The 24,040-nt window shown below is 46.4% G+C and carries 5 protein-coding genes; 4 read left to right on the plus strand and 1 reads right to left on the minus strand.

The features are described 5' to 3' along the window. Window positions 1–8: 8 nt before the first annotated feature. The 4 genes from C6347_RS13390 (at window position 9) to C6347_RS13405 (ending at window position 22,992) form a co-directional block, all read left to right on the plus strand. Window positions 9–3,842: a non-ribosomal peptide synthetase gene (locus tag C6347_RS13390; RefSeq protein ID WP_106071729.1), complete on the plus strand. Its 3,834-nt coding sequence runs from the start codon at window positions 9–11 to the stop codon at window positions 3,840–3,842. A 63-nt stretch (window positions 3,843–3,905) separates the two neighbouring features. Next, complete coding sequence (locus C6347_RS13395) at window positions 3,906–14,036, plus strand: non-ribosomal peptide synthetase (RefSeq protein ID WP_106071730.1); 10,131 nt, start codon at window positions 3,906–3,908, stop codon at window positions 14,034–14,036. A 13-nt stretch (window positions 14,037–14,049) separates the two neighbouring features. After that, entirely contained in the window at window positions 14,050–22,245 is an 8,196-nt protein-coding gene (locus tag C6347_RS13400; RefSeq protein ID WP_106071731.1) for a non-ribosomal peptide synthetase, read from the plus strand. Window positions 22,246–22,251: 6 nt separating this feature from the next. Further along, entirely contained in the window at window positions 22,252–22,992 is a 741-nt protein-coding gene (locus C6347_RS13405; RefSeq protein WP_106031584.1) for a thioesterase II family protein, read from the plus strand. Between the two features lie 35 nt (window positions 22,993–23,027). On the opposite strand, the gene C6347_RS13410 is transcribed toward C6347_RS13405, so the two are convergent. Continuing rightward, window positions 23,028–23,942, minus strand: coding sequence for a DMT family transporter (locus C6347_RS13410; RefSeq protein WP_060595524.1), 915 nt, complete (start codon window positions 23,940–23,942; stop codon window positions 23,028–23,030). Window positions 23,943–24,040: the final 98 nt, after the last annotated feature.

Here is a 24,040-nt window from a genome sequence, read left to right on the forward strand (position 1 = left end):
TGAAATAGATGAGTTCATTTAAAAGGGATCAAGTTCAAGACATGTATTATCTGTCACCGATGCAAGAAGGAATGCTGTTTCATACCCTCCATCATCAAGAAAAGGGCTTTTATGTAGAGCAAATGGATATGAACGTAAAGGGCACACTGCGTCATGACTTACTTGAGAAAAGCATGAATGTCATCGTGGAACGGTACGATATTTTTCGTACCGTATTTCTCCACGAAAAAGTGAAGCGCCCTGTCCAAGTTGTGCTGAAGAAACGCCCTTTTACGCTTGATGTGGTGGACATGCAGGATCTTTCTGAAGACGAACAGCTTGTACGTATTGAGACATTTAAACAACAGGATCAGCTGAGAGGATTTGATCTCTCGAAGGATTCTCTCATGCGGGCATCCGTTTTCCAAACGGGTCCTGCCAGCTATCGCTGGATATGGAGCTATCACCATATCCTCCTTGATGGCTGGTGCTTTGGGCTTGTGGTGCAGGAGTTATTTGCAATTTATCATGCACTTTTGCATGACGTCCCTTACAAGCTGGAACCGGTTAAACCATACAAAGAATATATTCAATGGCTGGAAAAACAAGATAAACAAGCATCACTTCAATATTGGCAGCAATCATTAGCCGGGTTTGATGGACAATCAACCTTTAAAGAACAGAGAAAACAAACGAATGAACATGAATTAGGCGAAATGGAATGGTCGATGAGCAAAGAAGAAACGGCTGCTTTATCAGAGTTAGCGTTGCAGCAAAATGCCACGTTAAGCAGCGTGCTTCAATCGGTGTGGTCAATTCTGTTGAGCAGATATCAGCGTTCAAATGATGTGTTGTTTGGCACGGTTGTGTCGGGACGTCCGGCAGATTTGGCTGGTGTTGACAGAATGGTTGGCTTGTTCATCAATGTCATCCCAAGAAGAATTCAGCTGACAGATGACATGACATTCCGTTCTCTTCTATCAGAGACTCAGCAGCAGTCTCTTGCAGCCGAGCCGCACCAATATATTCCGATTTATGATATTCAGGCAAAGACAGGTCAGCAGCCACTCATTGATCATATTGTCGTGTTTGAAAACGTCCCAGCCGCAAAGAAGGACGAGCAAGAGGCGCGATTAGGGTTTACTGTGGAAAACATGAATGTGTATGAAAAATCGAACTATGATCTCAATTTGCTGGCATCACCAGGAGAACAATTGCAATTGAAGCTGGCCTTTAACCAAAAAGCATTTGATCCTCAATTTGTCCACCGGTTAAAGGAGCAGCTGAGTCTATTGATGAGCGAGGCGATCAAGCATCCTGATCAATCGGTTCATACACTTACACTCGTCACGAAACAGGAAAAGCAGCTGATTCTTGAGGAATGGAATGCGCCTGAGCTTGAGCATGACCAGCTGTATTTGTCGAAATGGTTTGAGCATAATGTCCGCAAACAGCCGAATGCAGTGGCATTATCAGCAGGTGAGCACACGATGACATATGCGGAGCTGAATGAACAAGCCAATCGATTGGCAAGGCATTTGCAAAAAAATGGGGTCACGCATCAAACGGTCATCGCCATTTTAGCCGACCGCACGCCTAAACTTATTGTCAGCCTGCTGGCTGTCTTAAAAGCAGGCGCAATCTATGTGCCAATTGATCCCGATTATCCAGAAAGCCGCATTCAATACATGCTTAAAGACAGCGGGGCAACGCATCTTCTGACTCACTCATCCTTTATCGGTCAGGCGAAGGCACTTGCGTTTGATGGTACGTATCTGTTTGCGGATGATCAGGAAATTTCACTGATGAGCTCAGAGAATCTTCTGCTAGAAGCAGGCTTACACGATACGGCTTACATCATGTATACATCTGGTACAACAGGTCAGCCAAAAGGCATCATGACGACCCATTCCAATATTGCCCGGGTGGTCAAAAATACGAACTACTTAACCATTTCAGAAACAGATACACTGCTGTCACTATCCAACAGCGTATTTGATGGCTTTACATTTGATGTATATGGCGCACTTTTAAACGGAGCAAAGCTTGTCTTGCCGAAAAAAGAGACCATTTTAAACATGGGCGAGCTGACGGGGTTGATTAAAAGGGAAAACATTTCTGTCATGTTTGTTCCGACGGCATTATTTAATCTCCTCGTTGATGAAGAAACCGACTGGATGCGCAGTGTGCGCAAGGTGCTGTTCGGAGGAGAGCGGGCATCGGTACAGCATGTGAGGAAAGCCTTTGATGTCATGGGGAAAGACAGACTGATCAATGTCTACGGTCCAACCGAATCAACGGTCTTCGCCACCTATTATCCAGTAGATGAGGCTCTGCCGGTAGAGACGCGTTCGATTCCAATCGGAAAGCCGCTCAACCAGACGGGTGCTTATATATTGAGCCCGCACGGACAGCTTCAGCCGATTGGAATGGTCGGAGAACTATGCCTGAGCGGAAAAGGGCTTGCGAAGGGGTATTTGAATCGTCCTGATCTGACAAAACAAGCCTTTATCGCCCATCCATTTGCTGCGGGAGAAAGGCTGTATCGTACGGGAGACTTGGCCTATTTTCGAGCAGACGGTTTGATTGAGTATGCAGCCAGAGTGGATGACCAGGTGAAAATTCGCGGTCATCGAATTGAGCTGACAGAAATTGAAGCCCACCTTCTCATGCATCCAGGCGTAAAGCAAGCTGCCCTTATAGCTGATCAGCATAACACGCAGCATACAAGGCTGCTCGCCTATATGACGTGTGAGGAGGAGTGGAAGGACAAACTCGATGTGATCAAGTCAGGGCTGAAGGAAAAACTTCCGGCTTACATGCAGCCTCATGAGCTGATCAGACTTGAGAAAATGCCGCTTACGCCAAATGGAAAGGTTGATAAACGTCAGCTGCCAAAGCCAGAGGCGCCTCAAGGAAACCGCCATGTGAAGCTTCCAGTAAATGAGGTAGAACAAAAGTTGCTTGTGATGTGGAGGGAAGTGCTTGAAAGAGATGATATCAGCACAGATGACCATTTCTTTGAGCTTGGCGGGCATTCATTAAAAGCGATGTCGCTTTTATCCAAGGTGTCGAAGGAATTCGATGTTCAGGTGCCCATTCATTTGCTGTTTGAGACGCCTACCATTGAAGCAATCAGCCGTTATATTCAACAGCAGGATCAGGAAGCCGCAGGCTATCTTGTGTTCAATGAATCTCAAACGCCAACAGTCTTTGCTCTCCCGCCATTACCAGGCTATGGCTTTATTTATCAGGAAGCCGCAAAAACGCTTGATGGTGTTCGTTTGATCGCCTTTGACTTTATTGAAGCCGATCATCGAATTTCGCAATATGTTCAGCATATCCAGCACCTTCAGCCTGAAGGACCGCTGACTTTGATGGGATACTCTGGCGGGTGCTACCTAGCCTTTGAGCTTGTTCAATCGCTCGAACAAGCAGGGCGGACCGTCGAAAAGGTCATCATGATCGATTCCTATAAGAAAATAGGAGAAAGTGATTTAGAAGGACGATCCATTGATGACGATATAGCAGCGATCGTCCATCAGTCGCAGCAAAGTGAACTTGCCCAAGCGGAGCTCATCCAAGACGCGCTGGCTCAAAAAACGAGAGCCTACTATGAAACTTTTGTTAAGGGGGTGAACCAAGGAGAGATACAAGCAGACATTGACTTCATCCAATCCGAAGAGCAAATTGCGATACCAGACTGGATGGAAAATTGGGAAGCTGCGACGACCGGCGCTTATCGACAATATCAAGGCTATGGTCAGCACGCTGACATGTTCAAAAACAAAGAATGTGCCGCTCAAAATGCACAGCTGATCCAAAAGATAGTCCATCATAAAAATAGAGAAGCAGTCTTGTAAACTTTAGATTAGGCAGGGGTGCACACTGGCAGCCCTGCCTGACAAAAAAGGAAAGGAACTCATATGAAACCATCAACCATCAATCAATCGAATGTACATGAATCAATGGATACGATTTTACAAGATGTACAGAAAACCATTTTACAAACCAACGAAATCGAACGCTTCGCTGTTTTTTCTCGTGAAAAAACCATTCGACCTCGGCCATATCACCTCTCTCATTTATTTCTCGACCATCACATGGAGCAGGAGGCCGCAGTTGAATGGATACAGACGCAAATGGCTTCGCCTATTTTAGCGGACATGCCCCCAGCCATTTCCTATGGGGGGGATATAGATGTTAGTGCAGGAGCTCAAACCTTGCAGGACGCTCTAACTGAGGCAGCCAAAACGACAAACGGGCTGACTTATATCATCAATAGTGAAAATGAACTCACGCAATCCTACGCACAGTTAAAGGAGGATGCCGAACGGGTTCTGACGGGTTTAAGGGCACTAGGGCTTGAGCCAGGTGATCCTGTCTTCTTTCAATTTTCATCGAATCATGCGATGGTCACGGCCTTTTGGGCATGTGTGTTAGGCGGATTTGTCCCAACACTTGTATCGGCAGCCCCGACCTATCGGGAAATGAATGCCTCAGTGAAGAAGCTTCATCACGCTTGGAACCTGCTGGAACACCCGCTCATTCTCACGGATGACTCGCTGATTGATGAGGTGCAAGGCTTAGCTTTACTGTGGCATACAGATCAATTACGTGTGGCAGCCGTTGAACCGATGCTCACTTTAGAAAGAGATCTAGAAGCACATCCAGTCACGCCTGATGATTCAGTCTTTTTTATCTTAACGTCTGGAAGTACGGGGATGCCTAAATGCGTAGAGCATTCTCATAGAAGTGTGCTGGCGAATGTCAAAGGGACAGTGGCAGCCAATCAGTTTACACAAGAGGATGTCTCGTTAGACTGGATGCCATTAGATCATATTGGCGGCATTGTGATGTTCCACCTTGTCAATGTGTACACAGGCTGTGAACAGATTCGGGCAAGGACAGATGACTTCATCGCTCAGCCGCTGCGCTGGCTTGACTGGATGGAACGCTATCGTGCAACGAAGACGTGGGCACCTAACTTCGCATTTGCGATGATCAATGATTATGAGAAAGACATTTCTTCAGGATCTTGGGATCTTTCTGCCATGACGTGTATGATCAATGGGGCAGAAGCGGTCGTACCGAAGACAATTCACCGGTTTTTACACCTGCTCGCTCCGCACGGCTTAAAGGGAGACGTCATCAGACCGGCTTTCGGCATGTCTGAAATCTCATCAGCCGTTGTCTTCTCTTTTGCGATTGAGCGGGGAGATGAAAACAGCGGGGTTCTGACCTTTGAGGAAACGTCGCTGACAGAGCAGCTAAGACCAGCGGAGGCACGTGAGACAGGAACCGTCAGCTTTACAGAGCTGGGGAAACCGATTCCGGGTATCACGATTCGTATCGTCAACCATCAGCATGAGCTTCTTCCCGAAGATCATATTGGCAGCGTGCAAATCAAAGGGCCGACGACAATGAAGGGCTATTACAAGAATGACGAAGCGAATCAAGAGGTTTTTCAAACAGAGGGCTGGTTTCACACGGGTGATTTAGGTTTTCTGCACGAAGGAAGGCTGACATTAACCGGTAGAGAAAAAGATATGATCATCATCAACGGGAAAAATTATCACAACTATGAGATTGAAGCCATGGCAGAGGAAGTACCAGGCGTAGAAACGAGCTTTGTGGCTGCTTGCTCCGTTCGGATGGAGGCATCTGCATCCGATGAACTGATTCTCTTTTTTACACCGAAGCTGTATGAGCCTGCTTATATCATGAGGGCTAGCCAGCATATTAAAACCCATATTGCGACAAAAATGGGTCTGTCTGCATCAAAGGTTATCCCTGTCCAGAAGCATGCCTTTCCGAAAACAAGCTCTGGAAAAATAGAAAGGGCACAGCTCAAGACAAGGTGGCAGGAAGGTGAATTCGACGAAATCATCAAGGAACTGGACATCAGACTTGAAAATGAACACACCTTGCCTGATTGGAGTTATCAAAAGAAGTGGACACCTGCTCCGCTTCATGAAACTGAAAAGCAAACAGCAGGGGACATGGTGATCTTTGCAGATGCATTAGGGCTGGCAGATCAATTGAGATCCCTCTCAAACAATGAACAAACCTATATTACGGTTGAACCGGGTCAAGCATTCACACAACTCACACATACTCACTTCATCATCCACCCGAATCGGCCGTCAGACTACGAACAACTCTTTGAGACGCTCCGTTCGTATGGCGTTTCGGTGAAACAAATCATTCACCTTTGGAACTACACAAACAAGGAAGACACACTTCAAGCGGCAATGGCGAAGGAAGCGCAGAAAACTGGCAGCATGAGTGCATTATATGTAACAAAAGCGATTGCCACCTATGAGGAACCTGTAGAGATCACCTTTGTCTCAGCTCATGCGATGAATTTGCCAGAAGATCAAACGCATCATGTGGAAAAAGCAACGACAACAGGATTGATGACAGCTGTACAGCATGAATGGCCGTTTATCAAGGTGCGATGTCTTGATTTTTCTCTAACAGAACCGGCTGACCGTTCTCATGCATCAGCGATCATGACAGAGCTTACACATGACACAAGCCATCATATCGCTGCTTACCGTGAAGGTGTTCGTTATATTCCTCTTTTATCACCGCTGCATCTGGAAAAAGATCAAAAGAGGAAGAAACCGCCATTTGAATCATCTGGGCTTTACGTGATGACAGGAGGGCTTGGCGGCATTGGGCGGATGCTGAGTGAACACCTTCTGACGTCCTATCAAGCGCATCTTGTGCTGCTTGGAAGAAAAGCACGAAAGGCTTTATCTGCGGAGCAGCAAGACGTTTTGACCTCACTTGAGAAACAAGCGAAAGACCATGGCGGCACAGTTTTTTATGAAGAAGTGGACATGACGGACGCAAAAGACATTGAAGCGCTCATCTCAAGACAAGAGGCGGCTCAAGGAAAAAGGCTGCATGGCGTGATTCATTTCGCTGGCATCATTCAAGAGGAGCTGCTTGCTGACATGACGTCTGCGTCCTTACATGCGATGTACGAAGCGAAGGTATATGGCACGATTGCGCTTCATGAAGCGGCTTCTAAACGGCAGAACGTCTTATTTCTATCTAGCTCGTCAGCACGAACGTTAAAGGGCGGGATGACCGTCGGCGCTTATTGCGCTGCCAATGAGTTCGTTGAACAATTTGCTCATTATCAAAGGCTGACATCTACAGTGAAGCCGTATTGCTTTAGCTTTAGCATGTGGGATGAGGTCGGCATGAGCGAGGGTTCGATGATCAAAGGCATGTTAAAAGAAAGAGGCTATCTTCCGATTCCAAAGCGGGCGGGCTTCCAGACAATGCTGGCATGTTTGATGACAGATGCACCTCTCATTTATATGGGATTAGATCGGTCAAAGCAGGACATTCAAGAAATGAGCCAAGCGGAGAGGCAAACAGAGCAAGCCATGTATGTCTTTTTTAAAACCGACAAAACAAAGGCTATTGAAGAACGGCTGTATCAGTCCATTTATACGTGTTTGCAGTCTCATCTATCTGGTGAATATTCCGTACATCTATTTCCTGAGGAATACTGGAAAGAATCAGAGGATGGCATGCCGGATGAAGCGTATTTCAAAGCATTCATTGAGGAAAGTGGACAGGAGGCAGAGGACAGAGCGCCTCAAACGGAGACGGAGAAACTTTTGGCAAACATTTGGTCCGAGCTGCTTGATGTCTCAAATGTCAGCTGCGGTGATCATTTCTTTCTACTCGGGGGTCATTCGCTCAAGGCAACGCAAATGCTGTCTGCGGTGAGACAAAGAATGGGATTTGACGTGCCGCTCGCTGTTCTTTTTGAGCATACGAGACTTGGGGAATTAGCGGAATGGATCGATTCGCATGCAAAAGTGGATGAAGCGGTTCCGATGCGGAAAATGGAAAAGGGTCAGGAGATTCCGATGTCTTATGCCCAGCAAAGGCAGTGGTTTCTCTATCAATTACAGCCCGATCTGCCATTTTATAATAATACAATTTCCTTTCGGATGAATGGACCTTTAGATGTGAAGGTGCTTCAGAGGAGTCTGCAGCAAATGGTGCAAAGGCATGAATCGCTCAGAACTTCCTTTACCATGAGCGGCGATGAACCAGTGCAGATCATACATGAGCATATGACTCTTCCAGAGCTTGAAGTGGTGGATCTATCAGATCTGACAGCACAGAAAGAAAAAGAACAAAAAGCGGCTGAATGGGCAAAAAGAGAGGCGGGCACACCTTTCCGCTTAGAACATGATCCGCTCTTTCGAGTGAAACTGATTCGGCTGTCGGAAACAGATCATTTGCTGCTGATGTCCATTCATCACATTGTGTCAGATGGCTGGTCGGTTGGGATTGCCGCAAGAGAGCTGTCTGAGTGGTATACAGCGATGATTGACAAGAGAGCGCCTGATCTTTCGCCGCTGCCAATTCAATATGCGGATTACGCACTATGGCAGAAGAAGTATTTGACTGGAGAGACGCTGCATAAGCAGCTTTCCTATTGGAAGGAGCAATTTGCGGTTCCTGTAGAAGATTTGGTTTTGCCGTATGACTACCCGCGGCCAGCCGTTCAATCCTACAAGGGAAAAACGAAAAAATACCACTTGTCGAAGTCGCTATCTGAGCAGCTGGCTGCCCTTTCTAAAAAGACAGACAGCACCCTTTATATGACGTTACTGACTGCCTTTTCTACCTTGCTGCATCGATTGTCTTCACAGGATGAGTTTGTGATTGGATCAGTCATTGCTGGGAGAAATCGGACGGAGATGGAGCATCTCATCGGATTTTTCGTAAATACGCTGGCACTTCGGATCGATCATAGCGGGAATCCTGCTTTCACTGAACTATTAGAGCGGGTGAAAGAAACAACAATGGGCGCCTATGCGCATCAGGATGTGCCGTTTGAGATGGTCGTAGATGAGCTGAATATTGTACGTGAGGCTGGCAAGCAGCCGCTGTTTCAGGTCATGTTCGTTCTGCAAAACCTACCGCTTGAAGCTTCTCCGATGGGGGAGGCGACATCCGTTTTAGCCATTGAAGATAACGATACCGCCAAATTTGATCTATCCCTGTTTGTTTTTGAAGGGGCGGAGGGTCTTCAATTAAAACTGGAGTATGATGTGGACTTATTTTCTGACGACACGATGGATCGGTTCCTTCGGTACTACGAGCATCTGCTTGCGTGTATTTGTGAAAATCCAGCACAGCCGATCAGACAAATGAATTACCTGCCAGAGAAAGAAAAGCATCAGCTGCTCTATGAATGGAGCGGTAAAACCAATCAGCCTGCAGGCCCGCTTCTCATCACGGAACGGTTTGAAGCGCAGGTGAGAAAGTCACCCGATGCGATTGCTCTCGAATTCGGGGAAGAGCAGTGGACGTATCGTGTGTTACAAGAGAAAGTCGACCGGCTTGCTGCTTCTCTGCAACAGCGAGGTGTGACGCCGCATGAACCAGTAGGGCTGCTCATCGACAGGTCGCCTCAAATGATTCTTGGGGTGCTGGCGATTGTGAAAGCAGGAGGCGCCTACGTGCCAATTGATCCTGAATATCCAGATACACGGATTGATTATATGCTGAGGGATACAGGTATTAAGCTGTTACTGACAAAAAATGAATGGCTCAAAAAGGTGTCCATCAGCCAAACCGAACTCATTTGTCTTGATGAGGGATATGAAGAGTTTTTATCAGAAGCAGAACTCATACCTGCTGCCCTAAAACCTGATGGACTCGCTTATATCAATTACACGTCAGGATCAACTGGACAGCCAAAAGGGGTTTTGATCCCGCATCAAGCAGTCATCCGGCTTGTCTGTGAAACAGATTATGTCACCCTTGATGAACATACGCGTATTTTACAAATCGCCAGCTTCTCCTTTGATGCCTTTACGTATGAAATATGGGGAGCCCTGCTAAATGGGGGAAGGCTGATCCTGACCGATCGAGATACGATTTTATCAATGGATACGCTGGCTGACACGCTGACATCATACAAGATCACAACAGGATTTCTGACGGTGCCGCTGTTCAACCGGTTAACAGAGGAACATCCTGAAGCCTTATCTGGATTCGATGCATTATTGGTTGGTGGTGATGCGCTCTCAGCTGCTCATATCCGCAAGGCACTGCCGTATTTACCTGAAGGGCTTTTAAACGGCTATGGACCAACTGAGAATACGACGTTCTCCTGTGTGCATCACATTCGCTCATTAGACGAAGGGCAGGCGACAGTTCCTATCGGTCAGCCAATTGCTTATTCACAAGCCTATGTATTAGACGACCAGCTGCAGCCGGTTCCGCAGGGTGTTATTGGAGAGATCTACGTTGGCGGAACAGGGCTGGCACTCGGTTACCTTGGAGATGAAGAAAAAACATCGCAATCATTTATCCCGCATCCTTTCCAAAAAGGAGCGCGTTTATATAAAACAGGCGATATGGGCCGCTGGCTCCCAAATGGCATCATCGACTGCCTTGGAAGAATGGATCATCAAGTGAAAATACGCGGACACCGCGTCGAATGCGGAGAAATTGAAGCCGCTATGCTGAGTGTTGAAGACATCATAGAATGTGCGGTCATTCCGCTTCAGCACGAGAGTGGTCATAAGCGCCTCATCGGTTACTTTGTCCAAAAAGGTGCATGGACCCAGCAAGACATTCGCGGCGCCTTGAAAGACATGCTGCCAGATTATATGGTACCAAGTCTATTCATAGAGCTAGAGGAACTGCCGCTCACGCCAAACGGCAAGGTAGACCAAAAGCGTCTCCCGCCGCCAGAGTGGAGACAGGAAGAAGCAGACAAACCAGCAGATAAGGCACTCAGTGAGGAAGAACGAGTGCTGGAAAAAGTGTGGACTCAGCTTCTTGGCACTCCTTCAATTGATGTACATGATAACTACTTTGAACTAGGCGGAGATTCCATTATTGTCATACAGATGGTGGCACGCCTAGCACAGGAAGGCTACATCATTCAGCCAAGAGATGTATTTGAAAAACAGACCATTTCACAGCTGGCACGCGCTATGAAAAGAGCGGATGTGTCTGTGTCCTATGATCAATCGCCTGTTACAGGAGAAGCTCGTCTGCTTCCAATCCAATCTTGGTTCCTTGAGCAATCGATGACAAACCAAGATTATTGGAATCTATCAGCGCATATTGAATTCAAGCTATCCGTACAAGCCGAACAGTTGTCACAGGTTCTCTCAAAGCTTGTCGACCATCACGATATGCTGAGAGCCATTTATACAAAAGCAGCAGACGGCACATGGATTCAAACCATTCGTGCGCCTGGCATCATCCCTTGTGTCACATTCTTTGATTTGACGGATGTTTCTCATGAGGAAGCGCTAGAGCAAATTCGTTTGGAGACAAGCGCTTGTCAAGGAACATTGTCATTAGAGCGGGGAGAAGTGATCAAAGCCATTCTTTTTCAGACAAGTGATCGTACGTCTGAACTCTTTATCGCAGCCCACCATCTTGTGATGGATGGAATATCGTGGCGCATCATACAGGAGGATTTATTAAATGGATTGAAGCAGCTTGCGGCACGGCAGGAGATCGCGCTTGCAAAGAAAACCGCTTCCTATCAGCAGTGGGCAGATGCACTCTATGAATATGCACAAACCGATCAATTACAAGAGCAGGTTCCTTTTTGGCAAAAGATCATGGATCAAGAGGAAGAAGGTTCTCCTTTTCAAACACCTGCGCTTTTCAATATAGAAGAACATGCAGAGATCCTGACTGTTCAATTGACGAAGGATCAAACAGACATTTTACTAAGGCACGCATCACAAGCGTACCGAACTGAGGTCAACGATTTACTTTTATCAGGACTTGCGCAAGCTGTTGGAAAGCCAATATTGATCACGTTAGAAGGGCACGGACGCGAGGATTTATTTGAACAGATGGATTTGTCACGGACAGTCGGCTGGTTTACAAGCTCTTATCCTATTTTTATTCCTTTTATTCAAACCGATGTGGAGAGACAAATCAAAGATGTCAAAGAAACCTTAAGAGCTGTGCCGCAAAAGGGGATCGGCTATGGCTTGCTTCAATACATGACAGCATCTCGCTTACTCAAAACGGCAGCGCCGCAGATGAGCTTTAATTACCTTGGACAGTTAGATCAAATAGATGGTGAGGCAAATCTGTATTTAGCAGATGAACGAAATGGACATGTACATGATCCAAAAGCAGAAAGACAGCATTTAATCGATGTGTACGGATACGTTGTCAGTGGTCAGCTTCAGATGAATTTTATGATCAATCGTGAACTGCTTCAGCATGAAGAGGTGCGTCATTTACCTGAACGGTTCAAAGAAAAAATGGAGGACATTCTGACGCATTGTATAGAGACAAAAGGCGGCTTTACGCCATCTGATTTTCCAATGGTCCAGCTGACGCAAAAGCAAATAGATGAGCTTCCAGATCATGTGGTGGATGTGTATCCACTATCTCCGATGCAGCAAGGGATGCTGTTTCATGCACTGTTAGATCAAGCGTCACAGGCTTATTTTGGTCAGGTGCATATGACGCTCGAAGGCTTAACGGACGGCGAAGCCTATGAAAAAGCATGGAATCTGCTTGTAGAACGTCATTCGATTTTGCGGACAAGATTTGCTTGGGAGGGGCTAAAGGAGCCTGTCCAATTGATTCAATCAGAAGGAAGCATTCACCTCACTCAGCACGATGTGCGCCACCTGAGTGAAACGGATCAGAAGAAAACCATTGAGCGTTATTTACAATCCGATCGTTCAAAGGATTTCGAATTAGAGGATGCGGCTGAACCGCTCATTCGTATCGCTTTATTCCATCGTGACGAGAAAACATGCACGTTTGTTTTTAGCTTTCATCATATTTTAATCGATGGCTGGAGCCTGTTCGGCTTGATTGAGGAATCCTTTTCAATGTATCGCTCTCTTGTGGATGAACGAGAGATAAACCTTCCTGTTGTACGTCCGTATAAAGATTTTATCGAATGGCTGCAAAAGCAGGATCAAGAGAGGGCGCAAGAGTTCTGGAAACATTATATGTCAGGAGTGGAGGAAGCCACACCACTTCCTGGGGACGGAGAGCAGACTTCGAATGAAGGAGCAGGTATTGATCAATTTAGTATCAAACTGACGCCTGAAATGCAGCAGAAGCTGGAGAGGATGACAGGCACACAGAAGGTCACGATGAGCACACTGATTCAGGCGGCATGGGGGCTGCTCTTGCACCTTCATTCAGGCTCAGAGGATGTCGTGTTCGGTGTCACAGTATCTGGGCGGCCGGCGGACTTACCAGAGGTTGAAAGCATGACAGGGCTCTTTATTAACACCTTGCCGCTCCGTTTGCCGATCACACCAGACAGGACCATTGCCGAGCTGCTGGCACAGACGCAGGAAACGGTTTTTCACATGCGAGAATTTGAGTATACCGTACTGCCAGATATTCAGCAGATGACCAAAATCCCGAATGGAGAATCATTGTTTAACAGCATTGTCGTGTTTGAAAACTATCCGATTGAATCTGTAGAGCCGTATGGTGTACGGATATTAGACATTGCAAGTCATGAAGAAACAAACTATGACCTGACCCTTGTGGCTGTCCCAGGAGATACGCTGGAGCTTCGAGTCACATACCGCTTCAATCAATATACAGAAAAACAAATACAATCGCTGATGCAGCAGCTGATCCACACACTTGAAGCCATGACAGAACAAGTGGAGACACCACTCTCTGATTTCACGATGGTGACAAATGAAGAAAAAGAGCGGATGATCACCGATTGGTCGAAAAACGCACAAGTCAGCGTGCTGTACCCAGATCAAGAAGAGGTCTACTCAGGTGTGCACGATCCTTCCTGTGAGACGGAAATATTTGTGCTAAGCGAAGAGCATCAGCTCATGCCGGTAGGATTTTCTGGAGATATTTTTATCGGCGCGAAGAATATCAAAGCACTTTGCGGGGAGCTTGCCGATTGGATGGAGACGCATAAAATTCCGCATCCATTCAAACATCAAACAGGCGAATACCTTTATCCGACAGGGGATGTCGGCGTTTGGACTGAAAAAAACAAGATTCAGATTTTGGATTGGATGTAGGAGGAGAAGAACGATGTTAGTTAGTAGACGAAAAGGACATGCAGCAAATCATATCGTCAGAATCAACGGAAAACGAATCGATCTGAAAGCATTAGAGCAAGTCATGATGCTTCATTTTCCGCTAAAGGAATGTGTGTTAATCCCTAAGAAAAATCAAGAAGGCAGCCTCTCGCTTGTGCTATTTGCACAGGCGAAGGACCCTTCGCTGACAAGAGAGGACTTGATGAAAGGCCCGCTTCATCCCCATGAAGTACCAGCCGCTCTCGTCTTATTGCCTTCCTTGCCAAGGGCAGAAAGTGGAGCCATCGATACAGAAGCACTGCTTTCGATCGACATCATTGATGAAGAGGGTTTAAGAAAGATAGAAGAGCGTACGAAAGCCATAGATGGAGTGGAGGAAGCGGCCGCTCTCATTGAAAGTCAGACAGAAAAACAAATGCCTTATCACCTAGATGATCTGTTTCCTAATCGGCAGCGTGCGCAAGGGAACATATCGATCTCGAAGAATGAAGAGGGCGAAACAAAGCAAGCATCCGCTCATGAAAAGCCGCCAGCACTTGTGTATGGCGGGGATGTCATCAAAAAACCAGGCACACCTGTCACACTGACAGAGGTGCTGATTCGATCAGCCTTTATGTCACCTGACCGCGGGGTGACCTATATCAAAGAAGGCGGGCGCACATTGACCCAAACCTATCCTGAGTTACTCACAAACGCAGAACGGGTTCTGTCTGGTTTAAGGAAAGCAGGCCTGACAAATGGCGATCAAGTGTTATTTCAATTAAAAGATCATCACGATTTCATCACCGTGTTTTGGGGCTGTATTCTCGGTGGCATCATTCCGACTCCAGTCTCTGTTCCGCCTGTTTATGATGAGATGAATCAAGGAGTGAACAAGCTCAAGGGCGTGTTTCAGCTGCAAAATGAACCGTTTATTATTACAAACGAAGCAAGTGCTGAAGACATTGCTGGGCTGCGTGAGACATTTGAGGCAAAAGACATGCCTATTTTAACAATCGAAACATTGCTCTCGTGTGAACCTGATGAACAGCATTATGAGCCAGAGCCGGATGAGCCTGTGCTTCAGCTGCTCTCTTCAGGAAGTACGGGTGTGCCTAAGTGTATCCGTCACAACCATCAAAGTATTTTATCTAGAATCATCTCCTTTGAGCAGACAAATGGCTTTACGCATGAGGATGTGTCGCTTAACTGGATGCCGCTTGATCATGTAGGAGGCATTGTCATGTTTCATGTGCATGACGTCTACCTTGGCTGCCAGCAGATTAGTCCATCCATCGATCAATTTATCGAGCGGCCGATGGTGTGGCTGGATTGGATAGAAACATACGGCGTCACAAGGACATGGGCACCGAATTTTGCTTTTGCCATGATGAATGAATATGAGGACGACATTCGCAAGGGGAGCTGGGATCTCTCCACACTGACTTATATTATGAATGCAGCCGAAGCGGTTGTTCCAAAAGTGACGCAGCGCTTCATGCATATCATGGGTCAGCACGGATTAAGCCGCCATGCGATGGTGCCGGCGTACGGCATGTCTGAAACATCCTCAGCCATTGTTCAATCAAAGAAATTCATGCGGCATGATGATCAGGATGGACAGCTGACGATTGATCAGACCTCGTTAACAGGTGAGATCCAATACGTGGAGCAAGATCATCCGCACAAAATGACGTTTACAGAAGTCGGCGTACCTATTCCGTCTGTATGGATTCGGATTGTAGACGAGCATCATCATGTGCTGCCAGAAGATCAGGTCGGGCGCTTACAGGTGAAGAGTCCAACGATTATGATGGGCTATGATCAAAATGAGGAAGCCAATCAAGAGGTATTTGCGGAAAATGGCTGGTTTCACACAGGGGATTTAGGGTTTATTCACGAAGGGCGTCTTGTTCTGACAGGCCGGGAAAAGGACATCATCGTCATCAACGGAGCCAACTATTTGAATTACGAAATTGAAGCGGTTGTGGAAGAGGTGGACGGGGTTGAAGTCACCTTTGCCGCTGCGTACGGCATTTACAATCCCGAATCAAGCAACGACACGCTTGCCGTCTTTTTTGTCTCGCAAAAAGATTCGATAGAGGAACAAATCACGATGATTCAGCAGATTAGAGAGGCCATCATCCGAAAAATCGGGATAGAGCCTGATCACATCATTCCGGTGAAAAAAGACCAATTTCCGAAAACAGAGAGTGGGAAAATCCAACGTGCCCAGTTAGGTGCAGCGCTAAAAGAGGGAGTATTCCGTGACATTGAAAGGGCACTGGATCTTGCTTCTGAAAATGAACAAACACTCCCAGATTGGTTTTTCAAACGCACTTGGGCAAAGGAGCATATTGGTCCGTCTCAGCCTTCTGCTGATCATGTACTCGTTTTCGAGGATGAAAAAGGGCTGTACCAATCGCTTTACGCACAATTAGAACAAAGAAATCAGTCCTATGTTTCTGTGAAAAAAGGGCATGAATTTTTGCGTCTGTCCAAAGGAATGTATCAAATGAACCCGAGAATCAAGGGGGATTATGTCAGGCTCGCTGCAGCACTTGAAGCAGATGAATTAAAGACCGGGCAGGTGCTCCACCTGTGGAATGTGACAGACAAAGAAGCCATCGTTGAGCCTGCGCAGTTCAAAGAAATGCATGCGAGTTTCAATCAATCTATTTTGTACTTGTATCAAGCATGGAGACAAGAAAACAAAGAGCCGATCCGGCTTGTCGTAGTGACAAAGGGTGGTCAATTTGTAAGCCCTGAAGACGATCTTCATGTGGAGAAAACGTCGCTCGTTGGTTTATTAAAAACCATCCCGCAAGAATGGGAAGGAGCAGAGGTGTCCCATATTGATATTGAAGCGGAGCATGTGGAACAGGATGCAAAGCACATTGCTGAAGAGCTGTCAGCGATTCATATAAAAGCAGAGGTGTCATACCGAAACGGGCACAGGTTCGTACCAAAGCTGGAAAAAGTCAATATGATGAAAGCACCTCAAACAGAAGGGTTTTTAGAATATGAAGGTCTTTATTTGCTGACTGGAGGTCTTGGCGGTATTGGATTTGAGCTGTCTAAGCAGATGCTCCAATTTGGCCTAAAGCTCGTATTGATTGGAAGGACATCTCTGGAAGGCAGCTTGGAAAAGAAAGAGGCGCTCTCACAGCTAAAAGACTTCGGTGACGTCATCTATGTACAAGCGGATGTGACCGATTTAGCTGATGTCGAGCGGGCGATTTACAAAGCAGAAAAACATTTTGGTCAATCGATCCGAGGCGTGCTGCATTTAGCTGGGGCTGGCAATGTGTCAGAGCATTTTCAGCATGCGGATAAGTATGCATTGGCTCATACGTCAGAAGAGGATTTCACAAAGGAGCTGTCAGGGAAAGCAGACGGAGCGTTTGTCCTGCAGGAAGCCTTCAAGCATGACCCGGCAGTACCACTCGTCTTTTTTGGATCGGTGAATGGCTTTTTTGGCGGCACAACATTCGGGGCATACTCTGCAGCCAACAGCTTTTTAGATGGACTTGCGCACGCTCTCACCTTTCAAGAAGGAAGACGGGCAATCTCTTTGAACTTCAGCATGTGGGATAATCTTGGTTTGTCTAAGGGACATACCGGCGCAGCGCTAACCGTTCGCAAGGGATTTCAATTGATTGGAAAGAAGCAAGGTCTCCATTCATTATGTCTAGGTGCCCGGCTGAATGAAGCGCATCTATTTATCGGCCTAGACGGAGCCAATCCAGAAATCGCTGAGTATCTTCAGCCAGCACCAATACCGACTTTTGAGAAAAAGCTTTTTTACACGGTTCAGTCTGGCAAAGAAGTGCATCTTGAAGATATCGCAGGCGTAACAAAAGGTGACTGGGATATTCAGCAAGTACAGGAAATACCGAAAAAACAAGATGGCTCTATTGATCATGAAGCCCTCAAGCTGAATCATCACAAAAATGGACAACCCCTTGAAAAACAATTGCCAGAAACGAAAACAGAGCAAATTCTTGCTGCCATATGGGAGGACATTTTAGACGTAGATCGTGTGTACAAAGAGGATCAATTCTTTGACCTTGGCGGACATTCATTAAAGGCGACTCAAACTATTTCTCGGATCAATCATGAATGTTCAATCAAGGCGCCTTTAAAAATATTATTTGAAAGTAAGCATCTGGCCCATCTGGCGCAAATGGTTGATGACATCAAAGGGGCACCGGCTGTTCAGGAAGCCAAGATTCCAAAGCTTGAAAAGCGAACAAGCTATGAGCTGTCACATGCTCAGAAGCGCATTTGGTTCTTATCCACATTAGAAAAGAGCCATCATTACAATATATTAGGTGCTTGGAAGCTGACAGGACAACTGCACATTCAAGTGTTAACAAAAGCGATTGGTCTCTTAACGAAACGTCATGAAGCACTGCGTGCAACATTTAAATCGCTTGGCGGCAAGCCAGTTCAACTGATACGTGAAGACCTTCCGCCATCCGTCACAGTTGCGAATTTCTCATTATTTAATGAAAAAACGAGAACGAGAAGACTCAAGCAGCTTATTCAGCAAGAGGCAAACCGCGTCTATGATTTAGAAAGAGGACCTCTTGCGCAGTGGACGATTGTGGATATGGGCAATGAGGAATTTTATCTTCTTTGCGCGCAGCACCACATCATTTCAGATGCATGGTCGCTCAGCCTGCTCATTCAGGAGTTAGAAGTGGCATATGACGGGCTTCTTTCAGATGAATCGCCTCAGCTCCTTGCGCTGGAAATCGAATGGACAGATTATGTTCATTGGGAAAATGAGCAACTAACGCATCATCAAGCAGACCAAACCTATTGGCTCGATACCTTACAAGGTGAACTTCCAGTGCTAGAGCTGCCGTTTGACCGCCCTCGTCCGCCGGTTCAAACATTTAACGGCGCTACAGAGCAAATCGTCTTGGAAGAACCGCTTATCCGCCGTTTGCAGGCTTTGTCCAAGCAGCAGGGCACAACGCTGTTCATGACGATGCTGTCAGCATACTACGTCCTGCTTCACAAGCTGTCCGGACAGACAGATATCATCATTGGCTCGCCGATCGCAGGGCGAGATGCCAAACAATCAGAGAAGCTCGTTGGGATGTTTGTGAATACACTTGCGCTGAGGCAGGATATTTCCACAGCAGATACGTTTGCTGATGTCATGGAAAACGTGAAAGAGCTGACGTTAAAAGCATTTGAGCATCAGCGTTATCCATTTGACAAGCTTGTCGATGATCTTTCGTTGGATAGAGATTTAAGTCGATCGCCTATTTTCCAAGTGGCCATGGGGTATGTAACAGATTCGCTCAATGTAAACCTCAAAGGGCTGACAAGTGAACATGTGATGGTCCATCATACAGTGTCTAAATTTGATCTCACCCTGCATGTATTTGAACAGGGAGATCAGCTGTCGATCCATGTGGAATACAATACAGATTTATTTGATCAAGAGACCATCCATCGTTATATGAATTATTATCTTCATCTGCTAGATGGTATGACGGCTCAGCCTGAACGTACATTTTCTGACTATTGCTTAATGGACAAAGCGGAACAGGCCGCCATGATCATAGGAAAAAACCAAACGGCTACATCATATCCAAAACGGACCCTTCAAGAGCTGTTTGAAGAACAGGTGCAGCGTGATCCGCACCGTATTGCCTTGTCCTATTTGGAAGAGCACATGACGTATCAAGAGTTGGATGAGAAGGCGACACAGCTTGCTGCTTACTTGCAGTCTAAAGGAGTTGGACCAGGTTCACTGGTACCGATGCTTTTTGATCGTTCCTTTGACATGATTGTCTCGGTGCTAGGTATCGTCAAGTCTGGTGCTGCGTATGTTCCGATGTCACCTGAATATCCAGATGCACGCATCCGCCTCATCGTTCGCGATACGCAAAGTGATGTGATCATCACTCAGTCTCATTTTGCGAGTCGTCTAGTAGGCTTTACAGGTACAAAGATTAACATGGACAAGCCGTTATCAGAAACAGATGCAGTGTATCAAAGAGAACAATCGATCATAGGGGAAGCCCAGCTGGCCTATGTCAACTACACATCAGGCTCAACAGGTACACCAAAAGGCGTGATGCTCCCTCATGCAGGAGTTGTCCGCCTGGTTAGAGAAACAAACTATATTGAACTAGGTCCAGATGACAAGATGCTTCAGCTCTCAAACTATGCTTTTGATGCCTTTACATTTGAATTATGGGGAATGCTGCTGAATGGCGGTCAGCTGATTCTGATCCCAAAATATGCCGCACTGAATATGGATGAATTATCACGGTTGATCAAAACGCATCAAGTGACAGCCAACTGTCTGCCAACCGCATTATTCAATCGGCTGGTGGAGCACGATCCAAAAAGTGTAGCAGGCTACCGCACATTACTTGTTGGCGGAGAAGCGATGTCTAGTGAGCATGCACGAAAGGTACTCCCACATATGGAGGGTGTGCTCATCAATGCTTACGGTCCAACAGAAAACACGACCTTAGCAGCAACACATCAAGTCACGCACATGCCAGAGGGTGCAAGATCAGTTCCAATTGGTGTCCCGGTATCGAACTCAACTGTCGTCATACTAGATGAAGCGCTCAACCCAGTGCCAGCAGGCGTCAAAGGAGAAATCTATATCGGCGGCACAGGGCTGGCAAAAGGATACCTTCATGATCCAGAGCGAACGCAGGAGCGTTTTATTGACAATCCATTTCCTGAACTAGAGGGAGACAAGCTGTATCGTTCAGGTGATCTTGGTACATGGCGTTCAGATGGCACCATTGAATATCTCGGCCGAAAAGACAACCTCGTAAAAATTAGAGGCTACCGGATTGAATGTGGGGAAATTGAAACAGCTCTCCTCAAGCATCCGCAAGTAAAGGAATGTACAGTCATCGCCAAAACGTATGGCAGCTCTAAACGGCTGGCAGCCTACCTTGTCACAGACGGGGAGAATCCTGTTCCGGGCTGGAAAGCATTTTTGCAGGAAAGCCTGCCAGGCTACATGATTCCAAGTTACTTTATTGTAATGGACGAAATGCCAGTCACAACGAACGGAAAGGTTGATCAAAAAGCACTGCCAGAGCCGACAGAAACGATCTCTCTTTCCCAGGGTGATGACAAACCAATCACCGAAACGCAGCAGCGGATTGTCACAGCTTTCAAGGAAGTGCTTGGTGTCAAACAAGTAGGCATGCATGACTCCTTCTTTGATTTAGGCGGCGATTCGATTATGAGTATCCAGGCTGTTGCCAAATTAAAAGAAAAGGGGATTCGTGTTGATCCAAAATGGATTTTCATGCATCCAGCACCGGCTCAGCTAGCCGCACATGTAGACGCAATGCCAGAGGCCGGGGAGCATGTCGAAAGGTCTCCGAAGGACTATGTGATTGAGCTGAAAAAAGGCGATCCAGCTGAACCGAGAATATTCTTTGCACCGCCTGCCGGTGGAACGGTCATGGGCTATATCGATGTTGCTAAGCTGATGACACATCAAGGCGCTGTTTATGCCATGCAGTCTCCTGGCTTATATGAGGATGAAGAACCGCAATTCCTTCATTACACAGAGCTTGTCACCATTTTTATTGAAGCCATTGAGACCTTCTATCGACCAGGCATTGACTATCTAGCAGGGCATTCAATGGGCGGGCATCTTGCCTACGGAATGAATCAGCGGCTCTGCCATGCAGGAAAAGCGCCGAAAGGATTGATCATTTTAGATACGGTGCCCGTGCTAAGAGATGAGGCAGATCAGGCGCTCCATGCCGATATGAACGAAGAAGAAGTGAAAATGCTTGCGCTTGTCCTTGGAATGGGAAATCTCGTCGGCATCCAGCCAGAAGCATTACAAGGGCTGAGCTTCCAAGAAGTGAAACAGACAATACTCAAAGAGGCAGAAAAGGATGAAGTGGTTCATCAATTTATGAATGATCAATATTTAGATAAATATTTGCAAATGCAAACGCATAATACGATCATGTCACAAGCCATTGAATTAGAAAAAGAACCATTCCCTGTGCCGTTTTATATTGTACAAAGCAGTGATCACGCCATCGATTTCCAGAAGAAGTTCTCAGACTGGGAGGCTTATACGAAAGGAACGTGCTCGTATTATCACATCAAAGGAGACCATGTCACCATGATGAAAAGGCCGCAGGCAGATGAACTGGCACGGATTCTTCAAACGATTATAAAGGGGTAAGGACGTATGAATCAGTTATTTAAAACCTTTGAAAAAAAATCAGACCTTATTCAGCTTATTTGTTTTCCTTTTGCAGGCGGTTATTCCGCCTCGTACCGTCCACTTTTTGAACAGCTAAAAGGCTCTGCCGAAGTAACAGCAGCAGAGCCCCCAGGACATGGAACCAATCTCATGCCGCTCGAAACGAGCATTGACCAATTGGCTGAGCTGTACAAAGAAGGGCTTACAGGCAACCTGAACCGCCCATTTATCCTGTTCGGACATTCCATGGGAGGACTTGTCGTGTATAGACTGACGCAGCTGCTAGAAAAGGAAGGGGTCTATCCGGCAGCAGTTGTGATCTCGGCCATTCAGCCGCCGCAAACAAAACGGCAGATCCTGACCCATTTATCCAATGAAGCATTTGTTCAGCATATTGCCGAAATGGGCGGGATTCCAAAGGAATTATTAGAGAACAAACCAATGATGGATTACTTTACGCCGTCCTTACGTGCAGACTATCAGGCGCTGGAAACCTTCCAGCACAAAGATCAATCCGTCATCGAAACACCGGTTTATTTATTCAATGGAACACAAGATGAAAAATGCATGCAAGATGCAAATGGCTGGCTGCCATGGGCAAAGACCATCAAACGCACCAATTTCGATGGAGGCCACATGTACATCAACACACACCTCGAGCACTTCGCAGAACAGATGAGACATGTGATTGACCTTGCAGCCAAACAACACTTCATCAGACATTAAAAGAAAGCGGTCCTCGTTTGAGAGACCGCTTTTTCTTATGAATTCCGCTTCTTCACTACATTCCCGCCAATCACTCCGCCAATGACCAGCACACCTCCGATGAGATGATACCAATCGATTGTTTCATGTAAAATGAGAACCCCAGCGGCGACCGTAATAAACGCAGATAAATTGTTAAAGATGCTGACCTTTGCCGCTTCAAGCTGAGAGAGGGCATAGTTTGATAAATATGCCGTGAGAAGTGAAGAAAGAATGCCTAAAAAGAGCATCGACCATACAAAGGATGCTTGTGTAAATGGGCTGAAAAATTGCGGCATTGTCCCGTTAACCGAATGCCGAATGAGCGCAGCGGCATTGAAGAAGACAAACCCAAAGAATGTCATCACGAAGGTGAGTTCAATCACATGGAAGCGCCGTGTAATCACCCGGGCAAATACACTATATGCACTGGAGGATAAGGCTGAAAGCAATATCAGCACATAGCCGATCATGTGTGAATGCTTTACATCAATTCCCTTCATGACAAAGAGAAGCATCACCCCGCACACAGAAAGAAGGGTAAACAGTACTTGTATCCATGTCGCGCGTTCCTTTAAAAACCACGCGGCCAGCACCATCGTCAGAATGGGAATCGTTGCCTGAATAATACCAGCCTCTGACGAAGAAGTATACATCAGCCCCCATACTTGAAAAGCAAAAAACAACACAGGGTAAAGCAAGGAAAACGGTACGATGTAGAGAAGGTCACGCCATTGAATGGAGAAGCGGTTCTTCTTTCGTAAAAATGGATACAGCAATAGTGCGGCTGCAAAAGAAATCGTAAAGCGGTGTGCCAATAAATCGATCGGGTTTGCTGATTCTAATGCAATTTTGACAAACAAAAATGAAAAACCAATAATCGTGGCGTAGCCTATCGCGGCAGCATACGCTTTCTGTTTTGAAATGTTCACAACTTGACTCCTTACACGAGCATGCATGCTTCAGTTGAATTGACCGGTTCTGTTCTTCTATCGTAATCGGATCATCTAAGGTGTACAATAAGAGAACA

Origin of the sequence: Bacillus sp. NMTD17 (assembly GCF_002998735.1) — a bacterium.
Classification (GTDB): Bacteria; Bacillota; Bacilli; order Bacillales; family Bacillaceae; genus Bacillus.